Annotated in this window: 14 protein-coding genes and 1 riboswitch; of the genes, 13 read left to right on the plus strand and 1 reads right to left on the minus strand. The window is 39.3% G+C overall.

Going from position 1 to position 13439, the window contains the following annotated elements:
* The first annotated feature begins 98 nt into the window (after positions 1-98).
* Positions 99-291, plus strand: a riboswitch (cobalamin riboswitch).
* A gap of 170 nt (positions 292-461) precedes the next feature.
* From V7083_RS07075 to V7083_RS07125, 11 genes are all read left to right on the plus strand, one after another.
* A complete protein-coding gene (locus V7083_RS07075) occupies positions 462-1427 on the plus strand; it encodes an ABC transporter substrate-binding protein (protein ID WP_335476678.1) in 966 nt (321 codons plus the stop codon).
* Complete coding sequence (locus tag V7083_RS07080) at positions 1393-2457, plus strand: FecCD family ABC transporter permease (RefSeq protein ID WP_335476679.1); 1065 nt, start codon at positions 1393-1395, stop codon at positions 2455-2457. The genes V7083_RS07075 and V7083_RS07080 overlap by 35 nt, the downstream gene beginning before the upstream one ends.
* Positions 2458-3933 carry an adenosylcobinamide amidohydrolase gene (locus V7083_RS07085; protein WP_335476680.1) on the plus strand — a complete coding sequence of 492 codons (1476 nt, stop codon included), beginning with the start codon at positions 2458-2460 and terminating at the stop codon, positions 3931-3933.
* Complete coding sequence (gene cbiB / locus V7083_RS07090; RefSeq protein WP_335476681.1) at positions 3927-4910, plus strand: adenosylcobinamide-phosphate synthase CbiB; 984 nt, start codon at positions 3927-3929, stop codon at positions 4908-4910. The genes V7083_RS07085 and cbiB overlap by 7 nt, the downstream gene beginning before the upstream one ends.
* Positions 4867-5967 (plus strand): threonine-phosphate decarboxylase CobD, encoded by a 1101-nt coding sequence (gene cobD, locus V7083_RS07095; protein ID WP_335476682.1) that lies wholly within the window; start codon positions 4867-4869, stop codon positions 5965-5967. Before cbiB ends, cobD begins: the two co-directional genes overlap by 44 nt.
* Positions 5925-6518 carry a bifunctional adenosylcobinamide kinase/adenosylcobinamide-phosphate guanylyltransferase gene (locus V7083_RS07100; RefSeq protein WP_335476683.1) on the plus strand — a complete coding sequence of 198 codons (594 nt, stop codon included), beginning with the start codon at positions 5925-5927 and terminating at the stop codon, positions 6516-6518. The genes cobD and V7083_RS07100 overlap by 43 nt, the downstream gene beginning before the upstream one ends.
* Entirely contained in the window at positions 6519-7307 is a 789-nt protein-coding gene (cobS, locus tag V7083_RS07105) for an adenosylcobinamide-GDP ribazoletransferase (protein WP_335476684.1), read from the plus strand.
* Positions 7265-7876, plus strand: a complete 612-nt coding sequence (locus tag V7083_RS07110) for a histidine phosphatase family protein (protein WP_335476685.1) — start codon at positions 7265-7267, stop codon at positions 7874-7876. Before cobS ends, V7083_RS07110 begins: the two co-directional genes overlap by 43 nt.
* Positions 7828-8313, plus strand: coding sequence for a bifunctional adenosylcobinamide kinase/adenosylcobinamide-phosphate guanylyltransferase (locus tag V7083_RS07115; protein ID WP_335476686.1), 486 nt, complete (start codon positions 7828-7830; stop codon positions 8311-8313). Before V7083_RS07110 ends, V7083_RS07115 begins: the two co-directional genes overlap by 49 nt.
* Positions 8282-8779: an ECF transporter S component gene (locus V7083_RS07120; protein WP_335476687.1), complete on the plus strand. Its 498-nt coding sequence runs from the start codon at positions 8282-8284 to the stop codon at positions 8777-8779. The genes V7083_RS07115 and V7083_RS07120 overlap by 32 nt, the downstream gene beginning before the upstream one ends.
* 2 nt (positions 8780-8781) lie before the next feature.
* Positions 8782-9501, plus strand: a complete 720-nt coding sequence (locus tag V7083_RS07125) for an ATP-binding protein (protein WP_335476688.1) — start codon at positions 8782-8784, stop codon at positions 9499-9501.
* Positions 9502-9518: 17 nt separating this feature from the next.
* Here V7083_RS07125 and V7083_RS07130 read toward each other — a convergent pair whose 3' ends face one another.
* Positions 9519-11621, minus strand: coding sequence for a transglycosylase domain-containing protein (locus V7083_RS07130; protein ID WP_335476689.1), 2103 nt, complete (start codon positions 11619-11621; stop codon positions 9519-9521).
* A gap of 171 nt (positions 11622-11792) precedes the next feature.
* On the opposite strand from V7083_RS07130, the gene V7083_RS07135 reads away from it, so the two are divergent.
* Complete coding sequence (locus V7083_RS07135) at positions 11793-12059, plus strand: phage holin (RefSeq protein ID WP_335476690.1); 267 nt, start codon at positions 11793-11795, stop codon at positions 12057-12059.
* Between the two features lie 118 nt (positions 12060-12177).
* The gene (locus tag V7083_RS07140) at positions 12178-13398 is read left to right on the plus strand and encodes an MDR family MFS transporter (RefSeq protein WP_335476691.1); all 1221 of its coding nucleotides are present in this window, start codon (positions 12178-12180) and stop codon (positions 13396-13398) included.
* The last annotated feature ends 41 nt before the right edge of the window (positions 13399-13439 follow it).

Consider the following 13439-nt stretch of genomic DNA (forward strand, 5'->3'; position numbering starts at 1 on the left):
GGAAAGCGAAGCACCTGGCGCGGAAATCAACTGACAAGTTTAAAAGTGCCTAAAATAAATGTATACAAATCCTATTCCGTTTTTTATAATGGGAGTAACAAAAAATAATGAAAATAGGTGCTAAAATCCTCGAAAAGGGATTTTTGCTTAAAAGGGAAGTTTGGTAAAAAGCCAACGCGGTCCCGCCACTGTAAATGGGAGCGACCCACAAATTGTCACTATCGAATCGATGGGAAGACGTGGGGAGTGATGACCATAAGCCAGGAGACCTGCCTATTTGAATGCGCCAAATAACCTACGAGGATAGGGAGGTGTGGACGACTAGACTACTATTACATATGTGTTAGTAATTGAATCTAATCAGACCAACATCTCCATTTTGTGTGGAGATGTTTTTTATTTGGTGGCGTAAGGAAGACCTATTATTTTTTGTATAGTAAAAATGCAGGGGAGAGTATGAAATGAAGAAATTGTATTCACTATTATTTGTAGTACTATTAACATTAGGGGCTTTGGCTGGTTGTACAGGGGCAAAAGATCAAGTTAAAGAAGAGAAAAAATCCAGCGTGGAAAATAAATCAGAAAAGGTTTCCTTCCCAGTAACCATTAAAGATGCAGTGGATCAAAAGGTAGTTATTGATAAAAAGCCTAAAAAAATTGTTTCTTTAATTCCTAGTAACACGGAAATTACTTATGCATTAGGGCTTGGAAAGGAAGTTGTCGGCGTTTCAGATTTTGATAATTATCCAGAAGATACGGCTAAAAAAGAGAAAGTCGGCGGACAAGAAATTAATATTGAAAAAATTATTTCGTTAAAGCCTGACGTTGTTTTAGCACATGCATCTGGTGAACATAATTCAAAAGAAGGCCTTCAACAGCTGCGCGATGCAGGTATCAAGGTACTAGTTGTCAATGATGCGGAAAATTTTGAACAAGTGTATGATTCCATTAACATGATTGGTACTGCCACCGGAGAGAAAAAGAAAGCCGAAGAAATCGTTAAACATATGAAAGATAAGTTGGCGGAAATTAAAACAAAAGCTAAAGATATTAAAGAGAAGAAAAAAGTGTTAGTGGAAGTATCACCATCACCTGAAATTTATGCTCCTGGTAAAAATACGTTTATGAATGAAATGCTGAATTTGATTAATGCTGAAAATATTGCGGGCGACCAAGAGGGCTGGATTAAGATTGAAGAGGAAGCGATGATTAAACGTAATCCTGATGTGATTGTGACTACATATGGCTATTATGTTAAAAATCCAGCAGAGCAAGTGTTAACACAAAAAGGTTGGGAAAATGTTAATGCTGTGAAAAACAAGCAAGTTGTGGATGTCAATTCTGACAAAGTTACTCGTACGGGTCCAAGACTTGTTGAAGGAGTAGAGGATCTTGCCAAGGCTGTTTACCCGGAAGTATTTAAATAATCACTATATAGCCTTTTTAGTGGCAGGGATCTTTTTGATTCTTTCTATTTTATTTGGTATTTCGATTGGAACTGTTTCAGTTCCAATCTTTACTATTATTAAGATTATAGGTGCAAAGCTGTTTGGAGGAATCTCGACAAGTGGCATTGACCCCATGTATTCTAGTATTGTTTTCAACATTCGCTTACCTAGAGTGATTTTAGCTGGTCTTGTTGGTGCGTCACTAGCCATTGCCGGCGCTGCCTTCCAGGGCTTATTAAGAAACCCGTTGGCAGATCCATATACATTAGGTGTATCATCAGGGGCTTCCCTAGGTGCAGTCCTGACACTATTCCTCCAGATTTCACTTCCGCTAGTGGGGATGTTTACTTTACCCATTTTGAGTATTGTTTTTTCATTAATCACGATTTTTTTAGTCTTGTCATTTGCTAAAAAGATAGAACGTTCCATGAGAGTGGAAACCATCATTCTAACTGGAATTATCTTTAGCTCTTTTTTAGGAGCATTGATCTCTCTAATGGTCGCCTTAACGGGAGAGGAGCTAAGACAAATCATCGGTTGGCTTTTGGGAAGCGTTTCGATGCGAGGCTGGGAGTACATATATATCATTTTACCGTTTTTTATCATAGGCTCTGCCATTCTTTTATTCAATGCAAAAGAATTAAATGCCATGTCCTTTGGAGAAGAACGAGCTCATCACTTAGGTGTCAATGTCCAAAAAAGAAAGATGATTGTACTAATTTCAGGTTCTATCCTAACAGGGGCAGCAGTAGCGGTGTCAGGCACCATCGGGTTTGTCGGATTGGTGATTCCCCATTTATCAAGATTGTTGTGGGGACCAGATCATAAGTATCTTTTACCGCTTTGCATTTTGACAGGAAGCGGCTTTTTGATTATCGCGGACCTTATTTCAAGAACAATTATATCTCCAAGCGAGCTTCCGATTGGTGTTATTACCTCTTTAATTGGGGCTCCCATTTTTGCCCTTATCTTATTACAGAGGAAACGGAAGGAAAGAGGTGATGAATAGATGTTATCGGTTCAACATGTTTCCGGAGGATATGGAAATGAACTTGTCGTAAAAGATATTTCATTTGAAGTAAAAACAGGTGAATTATTTGGGATTTTGGGTCCTAACGGAAGCGGAAAAACCACTCTCCTTAAACTTCTTAGCGGCATACTGCCCGTCCGATCAGGCGATCTATTCATAAACGGGAAAAAACTGAAGGAATACACACAAAAACAGTTTGCAAAAAAAATTGCTGTATTATCACAACACTCTTCACATTCCTTTTCCTATTCTGTAAAAGAAACGGTTGCACTAGGGCGATACGCTCATCAAAAGGGTTTTTTTCAAAATTGGAGCAATCAGGATGAAGAAGTAGTACAATTAGTCATGAAGCAAGTGGGCATTTCAAATTTTCAGCATAAAGATATTAATGCTTTATCTGGGGGTGAAAAGCAAAGAGTATTTCTGGCACAGGCACTTGCTCAAGAGCCTGAGATTCTTTTGCTTGATGAACCGACGAATCATTTGGATTTATCTTATCAGAAAGAATTACTGGATTTATTAAAACAGTGGACTTTGGATCATAAATTAACAGTTATTTCGATTTTTCATGATTTAAATCTTGCGGGTTTATATTGTGATCGCTTNNGCTTATTACTGCTGGAAAAAGGAAGGATCAATAGTCTTCATATTCCGAATGAGGTTTTAAAAGAAGAACGAATTAAGGACGTTTATCGGACGCGTATCCAAAAGCAACCTCATCCAAAAGTAGCAGCGCCGCAAATGGTATTGTTGCCAAATGTGTATAATAATGGCCCCACTTATCATGTTACTGAGGATATGCTGCATGTATCCGATGACATTATTTCTTTAAAGTCACCAATCCCTTTGAAGACACTTTCATCTGGTGTAATCGGGTCAGGCGTGGGCTGGCATGATACGTTCGTGAACCGACATGTACATAAGGATTATAATTGCAGTAATCACATTCAAGAAATGACTGATTTTTTACTAGCGAGAGGATTTGAACCTTCGGATACAGTCGGAATGATGACAGCTGTAATCTTGGAAGATGTCGTTTATAAAAAACTAGATGGAGAAGGGTTTTCGATATTTCTCGTCGTCACTGCCGGAGTTGGAAATGCTGTTGATGCCGCACGGAGTCATCTTCATGAAGTTGAAAAGGTACCAGGCACTATTAATACTTGGATCTTTATCAATGGAGAACTGACGGATGAATCTTTTATTCAAAGTATTATGACGGCAACCGAAGCAAAGGTTAAGGCATTGCATGATTTAAAGATTGAAGATAATCGAACAGGAACTATTGCCACTGGTACTTCAACTGACAGTATTTTAGTCGCTGCTACACAAACGGGAAAAATGTTGGACTTTGCGGGGACGATCACTTCATTAGGGAAACTGGTTAGTAAAGCTGTTTACGAATGTACTACAGAAGCTATACAAAAATCTCAAAAAAGGAAACAAAAATGTTAGTTTATCATTTAGTTTCAATTAGCATTGCCTACATAGTCGATTTAGTTATTGGTGATCCACCAAAGTGGCCTCATCCAGTAAAATGGATGGGTTCACTGATCGCCTCTTTGGAAAAACGTTGGAACAACGGGTACGATAAAAAAACGAAAGGGGTTTTGATGCTCCTTTTTGTTTTGTTGACAGTCTTTTTTGTGGTCAGCTTAGTAACCTGGATGGCCTATGAAATTCATCCCGTTTTCGGGATTGCAGTGGAAAGTATCATCATATCGACGACCATTGCCCAAAAAAGTTTGCGGAACGCCTCTCTTGAGGTTTATCAACCGCTTATAAATGGAGATTTGGGTGAAGCTAGAACAAAACTATCCTATATTGTTGGCCGTGACACTGAGGAGCTTGATGAAGGTGAAATTGCCAGAGGGGCGATTGAAACGGTTGCGGAAAATACGAGTGATGGTGTTACGGCACCACTATTTTGGGCATTGATTGGCGGTGCACCGTTAGCAATGGTCTATCGTGCCACGAATACTTGTGATTCAATGGTTGGTTATCAGAATGAGAGATTTCAAGAATTTGGCTGGGCCTCTGCCAAATGGGATGATGTGATGAATTGGATTCCTAGCCGTCTAACTGGATTGGTCATGCTATTGGGAAATCGGCCGAAGATCCTCCATTATCGAAAAGCCTGGTCGATTTTGTTTAGAGATGCCAAAAAACACCCTAGCCCTAACAGCGGTTGGGGGGAAGCGGCTGTTGCTGTGATTTTGGGAATACAGCTTGGTGGGATTAATTACTATAAAGGTGTTATTTCCAATCGTGCAAAAATGGGGGAGCCCCTTCGGCCTATTGTGGCGGAGGATATCAAAAAAGCAAACATGATTTTACATAAAACAGTGTTTCTATTTTTACTTTTTCTTTGTATGGGAGGGATGATGATTGAACTGGCCAGTACATGGATCAAATCCACAATATCTTTTTAAAGCAATGGGCCTTCCATTGACTCAAGAGTATGTTGATTTTAGTGCAAACATTAATCCATTGGGCCCACCAAGTATTTTAAAGGAAAATTGGCCTCATTTTTACGATAAATTGATGGTATATCCTGACCCAAATACAGTAAAACTCAAAACCTTCATTTCTGAAAAAGAGAAACTGCCGGTTGAATCACTTCTGATTGGCAATGGCGGATCAGAGCTTATTCATCTTGTTTCTCGGTGGCTGACTGGGAAAACCGTTTTAATTGTGCAACCGACTTTTTCAGAATATGAAAGTGCCTGTCGCGCGAATCAATGCGAAATTCGCTACTTTTCATTAACGGGTCCTGAATTTAAATGGGAAATGAATAAGTTTCGTGAGAGTCTTGCGGGAGTTGACGCCCTGTTTTTTTGCAATCCTAATAATCCTACCGGTATCCACTATTCACAAGAACTCGTCTTAGAGATCATTAAGGTCTGTAATGAGGAACAATGTGTGGTGATCCTGGATGAAGCCTTCTACGATTTTGTCGTGGAATACGAGTCGATGCTTCCTTACATCCATCATTACCCGAATTTATTGATCCTTAGGTCAATGACGAAGATGTTTTCGATACCTGGTCTACGATTGGGATATTTAACTGCAAGTGAAAAAATGGTAAGAGAATTGCTGCCTCTGCAGCCGCATTGGAGTGTCAATACGGTTGCCCTGTTGGCTGGGGAGATTTGCCTTGGTGATCATGACTTTATTTTAAACACTCAGGAGTTTATCGCTATGGAGCGAAATCGGCTATTTGATTTTTTTCAACATCATAGGTTTCGCGTAACAAATTCAACTGTAAATTTTTATTTACTTAAGGATCCAACGGTAAAGAATCAATATGAAATGTTTGAATTCCTGGTGAAAAATGCCATCATTCCTCGCCATACCTTTAATTTTCCAGGTTTAGAAGGCAATTGGCTTCGATTTGCGATAAAAAGTAGAGAAGAAAATACAAAACTCATGGAGGTGTTAGCCCGATGGCGGACATCCCATCCCTTGTATTCATCAGCGGTGGAGTAAGAAGTGGGAAAAGCAGCTTTGCAGAGAAAAAGGCAGTTGAAATTCATAAAAAAACCGGCGCCCGTTTACATTATTTGGCCACAGGTATGCCATCTGATGAAGAAATGGTGCGGCGAATTGAAAAGCATCAACAGGATCGTATTACAGACGGATATCAGTGGATCACGATCGAGCAGCATACCAGAATTGAAAAAGCACTAGAATGGTTGGGTGTTCAAGATATTATTTTACTAGATTGCGTTACCACTCTATTAAATAATGAATGGTTTTCTACCTCTGCAGAAATGGAGGACACCTTTCTTTTAAACGTAAAAGAAACGATTGTGAAGGGCATTTCCAAGTTAAAGGAGCATGCCTTGACAGTTATAGTGGTCAGTAATGAGGTCTTAAATGATCTACCGTCTGAAAATGAGTTAGTGTTCAAGTATCAAAGAGTGTTAGGACATATTCATCAGGAACTAGTCAGGCTAGCTGATGAAGCTTATTTAGTTGAAAACGGAATCCCAATCAAAATGAAAGGGGAGAAAAGTCCAGCTGTGGATCAGAGATAAATGAAATTTATAAAAGGATTTTTAATTGGGCTGCAATTTTTTACTGCTATTCCAATTACCAAAGAATTACCAATCGATCAGATCCATTTAAAAAGGACCATTCAAGCTTTTCCACTGATCGGTTTATTTCAAGGAATTTTATACTCTTTGTTGTTTTTTGTAATGAGAGAATATACGCCGTTTTCCCATTTGGCAATGTCTTTTTTGTTATGGCTGGCGATGATTCTTCTGACTGGTGGGATTCACTTAGATGGTTGGATGGATGCGAGTGATGCTTTTTTCTCCTATCGAGATAAGGAAAAAAGACTAGAAATTATGAAAGACCCACGAACAGGTGCTTTTGGGGTTATTTCGATACTTATATTATTATCCAGCCGGTTCCTGTTTCTCTATGAGTTCACGATCACTAATCAGAACTCCGCTTATTTCCTTATCATGACTATTCCTTTTTTGGGCAAAACGATTATGGGGGTTATGTTGTTAACGGTTAAGTCAGCTAAGCAAGAAGGTCTGGGATACTTATTCCAATCTGCTGCGGGAGCTTCTGCCTTAACGATATACCCAGTTTATTTACTGGTTTATTTTATTGGCAGTTTGTTCTTTTTTAAACATATTTTATTTATGGGCATATTGATATTTTCAGCCGTTGTTTTCTGTCTATTTTGCCGCCGAAAAGCGATGAAATGGTTTGGAGGAATAACAGGTGATGTAATGGGGGCAACTGTGGAGGGGGCTGAATTATTCCTATGGATGATCGTGTGGTTATTACATTATTTCGTCATGGTATAACAGAAGCGAATGTACGAAGAGCCTACATGGGTTGGACAGATTCTCCTTTATGTCCGGTAGAACCAGTTCTAATGAACCTGAAGGAACATGACATTTATTTTTCAAGTGACTTACCAAGATGTACAGCCACCCTGAATTTGGTGTTCCCACAGGCACATCCTTATTTGTTGTCTGAATTAAGAGAGATGAATTTTGGCGATTGGGAAGGAAAGACGTATGAAGAATTAAAAGATGAACCCCGATATCAACAGTGGCTGACAGACCCAAGCATGTTCAGCCCTCCAAATGGCGAGTCTTATCAGCAATTTAGCGAAAGAGTTCAGGCTGGCTGGAAAAAGATAGTTCAAATGGTTTTAACACAACCATTTAAACGCTGTGCTGTCATGACGCATGGAGGAGTGATTCGATATTTGTTATCTGAATACGCTCCCGAATCTCAGGATTTTTGGAGTTGGCAAGTACTACATTCACAAGGGTTTGAATTGGCATTTAATCGAAACCAGCTAAGGAGGGGAGAACGATGCACTTTATTACAGGTGGTGCCTTTAACGGAAAAAAAGCTTGGGTAAAGAAAACGTATCATTTCACTAAAAAGGACCATTGGATCTCCGCATACGCAAATATCTCTCTGCCGTTAGATTTATCTAATGTGAGGGGGGACCTCCTTGTTATAGAAGGGCTCGAAATATGGATAAAACAATTAATCAAGAAATATGACAGTAGTAGTTGTCTGGAAAAATGGAGTGAGTGCTTGGATGTCTGGGACACTTGGGAAAAAGCAGACACATGCCGCCAATTGGTCGTTATTGGAACAGATATTTCAAAAGGAATTGTACCGATTGAAAAAGAACAGCGTTTGTGGAGAGATGTCACTGGATGGGCTTATCAAGATTTAGCAGCTAGATCAACCCAAGTGGAGTGGATTTGGTATGGTTTGAATCAAACCATTAAAACGGAGAGAAGGGATGAAAATAATGAAGAAAACTACACAAGTAAAATTTTTTAGTTGGTTGGCTGTATTTATAGCCTTATCGGCAGTAGGTGCCGCCATCAAGGTACCATCTCATGTTGGGAGTGTTGCCCTTGATTCTTTCCCTGCATTAGCGGCGGCTGCACTGATGGGCAGTGGTGCTGGTGCAATGGTGGCTGCATTGGGACATTTAGTTTCCGCTATGATCAGTGGTTTCCCTTTAGGCCCGATGCATTTGATTATTGCAGCAGAAATGGCCATCCTGGTATGGTTATTTGGTTTCATTTATCGAAAAAACAAAACGATTATTTCTGGCCTTATCTTTATCTTCGGAAATACGATTGTTGCACCACTACCATTTATTTTCTTAATAAGTAAAGCCTTTTTTATCTTGATGCTTCCATCGCTTTTTGTCGGGTCTCTCATAAACACAGTGATTACCTTAGTAGTGGTACCGCGGCTTGTGAGTGTAGTGAATCCCAAAATTAGTGAAGGAAAATAAACATGATGAGAAACGTCATTACGATCCCAAGTGAAAATGGAAATCCCCTTATTATTGCCAGTGATAACAGCGGGGCAATTGGACTGAAGAAACATGACCATGTTCAGGTATCCTATGAAATGGTTGCCTATTATTCTTTTCGCGTTGCAGCAATGGAGTGTATGGCAGCAGGAGGGAATATAAAGGCAGTAGTACTAAATAATTTTTGCGGTGATGACTCTTGGGAGGCGCTGGTTCGGGGGATTCGGAAAGGATTGTCTGAACTTGGGGTGAAAGATGCCGAGATAACTGGAAGTACAGAAAGCAATTTTTCGCTGCTTCAATCAGCTATTGGGGTAATCGTCATGGGGGAAGGAACGAAATCCAACGCAAGTGTAGGTGAGTTCACCAACGAGAAGAAATTGGCGGTAATTGGTCAACCATTAGTTGGGGATGAAGTAATAGCCCTTGAAAATCAAGTAGCACCTTTGCACATGTTTAAAGAAATATCTCGGTTACAGGATGTTGTAACTTGGCCGGTTGGATCAAAAGGGATTTTACATGAATTGAAAAGGATGTATCCTAATGGTGATTTTAACAAAGAAACTGCAGTAATCGATTTGGACATGGAGAAATCTTCAGGACCTGCAACTTGTTTTATTGTTCGTTATCCTGCAGATCAAGAAAGTGCAGTCACACAATTTGCAGGAGGCCACTTTCATAGCTTAAAGATACAAAAATAGCACGCCATAAAAGCGTGCTATTTTTGTTGGGCTTTGATTTTTTCGATTAAAGTGTTGATCGATTCTCCAACCTGATAAATAGCCTGATCCAATTTCTTTTTCCATTGTGGTGCATTTTCTTTTATCGTTGTGCCAATTTTTTTAGCATTTTCATTTAATTCCTTGCTAATTTCTGAAGCCTGATCGGATAAGCTTTTACCCGTATTTTGTTCACCTGCTAGTTGAGCATTAATCGATACCACATCAAAATTTTTCTTTGGCAGGTAGGAGGTAGAAGTTCTCATTATCTCCTTAAAGATCGGCACTACGTTAGAAGAGCTCGTGCTCGGCAAGTAATGCTGCCGGTCAGTCTGGTCATAGCCAATCCAAATGGCCGCAACAAGATTGGGGGTGTATCCAACCATCCACTGATCCTTTGTGCCTGTAACGCCTTCAAATGGAAGCTGTGTTGATCCTGTTTTTCCGGCAATTTGGACTCCAGGAATATGGGCCAGTTTTCCTGTACCTGTTTCAACCACATTCAAGAGCATGGAAGTCATCTCTTTAGCATTTTTTGCTGACGTGACTCTTGTCTCTGTTTCTTTCCTTTCCGCAATGACATTACCGGTTGGGCCAACAATTTTTGTAATGAAATGGCTGTCCATCCTTGTTCCACCGTTAGGAAACGCGGAGAATGCATCGGCCATTTGCAGTGGAGACACACCGGTACTCATGCCTCCAAGGGCAATCGCAAGGTTTTTATCGGCTTTTTCAACAGGAATTCCAAACCGGTTTAAAGACTCTATGCCTTTGTTTAGCCCAATTTTATCTAATAACCAGACGGCTGGAATATTTAGAGATTCTTCAAGTGCCTTATACATTTGCACCTTCCCAGAATAGTTTTTTGAGAAGTTTTCCGGCTTATAGGTACCAAAAGTAATCGATTCATCTACCAATTCGGAAGAATAAGAGTAGCCTTCATCAAGTGCCGGGGTATATACTACGAGCGGTTTAATCGATGAACCCGGCTGGGCTCTTAATTGAGTAGCCCGATTAAATCCGCGGAAAACCTGATTTCCACGGCCGCCGACTTCGGCCATGACGCCTCCTGTTGCAGGATTCAATAATACAGAGCCGCTCTGCACCAACTGATCTCCAGTTCCCCTAGGAAACAAGTATTTTTTTGCATAGGTTTGTTCTAAACCAGTTTGAAGATTTTGATCCAATTCTGTATAAATTCGATAACCTCTAGTTAAAATTTCATCCTGGGTTAAACCATACTTGGAAATCGCTTCATTCAAGACAGCATCCACATAGTATGGGTATTTTCTATCTACGAAGCTGCCGCCGCCATCCTCCAGCTTGATTTTTTCTTTCTTTGCTTCGTTATATTGGGATTTTGTAATCATCCCCAGTTCTTTCATTTTTGCTAGGACAACATTTCTTCGTTTCATGGCCAAATCATAGTTTTTGTACGGATCTAGATAATTTGGAGCATGAAGAAGGCCAGCAAGCATAGCTGCTTCACTTACTGAAACATCTTTTATATCTTTATTAAAATACTTTTTAGATGCATTACCGATTCCCCATGCACCGCTTCCGAAATACACTTGATTTAGGTACATTTGCAAAATTTCTTCTTTTGTATAAACTTTTTCAATCTTTACTGCTAAAAATAGCTCTTCGGCCTTACGTTTATAGGTTCGTTCGGGAGAGAGCAAAGCATTTTTCGTTAATTGTTGCGTTAATGTACTGCCTCCTCCGGTAATTCTTCCAGCAAATAGATTGCTGAAAAAGGCACGGGCAATTCCTTTGACGTCAAAACCATTATGGTCATAAAATCGTTCGTCTTCAATGGCGACTACTGCATTAGGAACATATTTTGGTAGTTCCTCGATTTTAATCCCTTGTGTCCGATTTGTCGCCACATTCGTTGCTTTTTGACCATCCTTATCATAAATGACTGTAGGTTGACTGAGGCCTTCTTTCAAAGATTGGACATTGGCTCTTGACGCAAGCCAGCCAAAGTATGAAATTGTTACAAGAGTAAAAAAGAGGATGAGTAATAATAGTATCTGAGTAATATGTTTTCGTTTCCAGAAACGTAGGAACATTTCTCGAAATGGATGCTGCTTGTCCATGGTATCTCCTTACCTTATCCATTAGTTTTGCTTCTAATATTATAATGATCTTTTTTGAAAAAGACCAATAAAAATCTTTTTTTATTTCCCTAATGATGACATTCGTGGACAACCATAGTTGATCCCATGCATACAATAGAGAAAGAATGAATCTAGGAAAGGAATGATACGATGATAAACTGGAAGGTCCGTTTTAAAAATCGGAACTGGGTGATTGCATTTATTTCACAGCTTTTTATCGTCGCTCAATTAGTTTTATCATGTTTAAATAGTTTAGGAGTGACTGATTTTCAACTGTCAAATGCGATGCAGGACTGGGTTATTACATTTGCAAATGCCATTTTCGTCCTATTATCCTTGTTGGGGATCATACAGGATCCGACAACGAAAGGCTATGGAGATAGTGAGCGGGCACTAAATTATAAGGACCCTAATTAATAGGTGCGAAAATCAGTTCCAGTTGGAGCTGATTTTTTTATTGTTGTAAAATTCTTTACATTTTTATAGAAAAATAGTTAACTAAAAAAGCACCCTCAAAATTGGGAGGTACTTACATATGTATAAATTCAAAACGTATATGAAACAGTTTCATCCTATTGTCTGGGTATTGTTAACCGGAACTATTTTAACCCGGGGATCTGCCTTTATGACGCTCCCGTTTCTGTCGATCTATTTATCTAGAAACATGGAAATGTCACCAATAATCATTGGATTAACGGTTGGAATGAGTCCATTAATGGGAACGATTGGCGGATTTATCGGTGGCCATTTATCAGATCGTTATGGGAGAAAGCCTATTATGTTGTTTTCATTGTTTGGCTTGGCTTTTGTATATTTTGGATTTATGATGGCCGATAGTCAAGGGTGGTTTATTCTTCTCAATGCTTTTAATGGATTATGTACCTCGTTTTTTGAACCCACATCTCAAGCATTGATGGCGGATCTCACCGAAAAGAACCATCGAATGAAGGTATATTCTCTGAGGTATACGGCGATTAATATTGGAGCCTCGGTTGGGCCGCTGATGGGAGCCTACTTAGCAAATAACTCTGCTAAACTATCCTTTGTGTTTACTGGTGGGACCTATTTGGTTTATGGAGGAGTCTTGATTATTTTATTGAAAAAATTAGTCATTACCCAAGAGGTCCCTAACAAGAAGAAGGTTTCATTAGTAGATGCATTGAACATTGTTAGGACTGACAAGGCCCTTCGTTTTTTACTTCTAGGGATTATCTTGATTAATCTTGGATATGTCCAAATGGATTCTAATTTTCCGCAATTTTTAGAGAATACTGTTGAAAATGGTGTGGTCATATTTTCTGTATTATTAACCATTAATGCTGTTATGGTGATCTTCTTGCAAATGCCTATTAGCCATTTAGCGGAAAAATATACGCATATGCAAGGGATGGTAGTTGGATCCATTTTCATGACGATTGGATTGATTGGTTTTGGATTTGTAAATGGGTGGATCACCGCCATAGCGGCAATTGTTTTTTTAACTTTTGGTGAAATTCTCATTTTCCCTGCCAATAACATGATGCTGGATCAGCTGGCACCTGAGCATTTAAGGGGCACTTATTTTGGTGCTGGTCAATTTCGTAAAATTGGAGATTTCATTGGCCCGATTATAGGTGGTTTTTTCATGAAGGAATTTCATGGGGGAGTTATGTTCTGGACCATTGCATTGATTACTTTTTCGAGCATTATCTTTTTTAAAGCTGGAAATCATACTTTTATTAAAATGAAAGCAACAAATAAGGAAAAAGTTGTATAGAAATATTTCCATAAATAACCAATTTTCAGTGAATTTCTGGT

The sequence above is a fragment of the Bacillus sp. JJ1764 genome, assembly GCF_036962145.1.
GTDB lineage: Bacteria > Bacillota > Bacilli > Bacillales > Cytobacillaceae > Neobacillus.

What these genes read in the sequence shown, in the direction of transcription:
- V7083_RS07075 (WP_335476678.1), top strand. Translation starts at nt 462, where the DNA reads ATGAAGAAATTGTATTCACTATTATTTGTAGTACTATTAACATTAGGG.
- cbiB (WP_335476681.1), top strand. Translation starts at nt 3,927, where the DNA reads ATGTTAGTTTATCATTTAGTTTCAATTAGCATTGCCTACATAGTCGAT.
- V7083_RS07100 (WP_335476683.1), top strand. Translation starts at nt 5,925, where the DNA reads ATGGCGGACATCCCATCCCTTGTATTCATCAGCGGTGGAGTAAGAAGT.
- cobS (WP_335476684.1), top strand. Translation starts at nt 6,519, where the DNA reads ATGAAATTTATAAAAGGATTTTTAATTGGGCTGCAATTTTTTACTGCT.
- V7083_RS07110 (WP_335476685.1), top strand. Translation starts at nt 7,265, where the DNA reads ATGGATGATCGTGTGGTTATTACATTATTTCGTCATGGTATAACAGAA.
- V7083_RS07115 (WP_335476686.1), top strand. Translation starts at nt 7,828, where the DNA reads ATGCACTTTATTACAGGTGGTGCCTTTAACGGAAAAAAAGCTTGGGTA.
- V7083_RS07120 (WP_335476687.1), top strand. Translation starts at nt 8,282, where the DNA reads ATGAAGAAAACTACACAAGTAAAATTTTTTAGTTGGTTGGCTGTATTT.
- V7083_RS07125 (WP_335476688.1), top strand. Translation starts at nt 8,782, where the DNA reads ATGATGAGAAACGTCATTACGATCCCAAGTGAAAATGGAAATCCCCTT.
- V7083_RS07130 (WP_335476689.1), bottom strand. Translation starts at nt 11,621, where the DNA reads ATGGACAAGCAGCATCCATTTCGAGAAATGTTCCTACGTTTCTGGAAA.
- V7083_RS07135 (WP_335476690.1), top strand. Translation starts at nt 11,793, where the DNA reads ATGATAAACTGGAAGGTCCGTTTTAAAAATCGGAACTGGGTGATTGCA.
- V7083_RS07140 (WP_335476691.1), top strand. Translation starts at nt 12,178, where the DNA reads ATGTATAAATTCAAAACGTATATGAAACAGTTTCATCCTATTGTCTGG.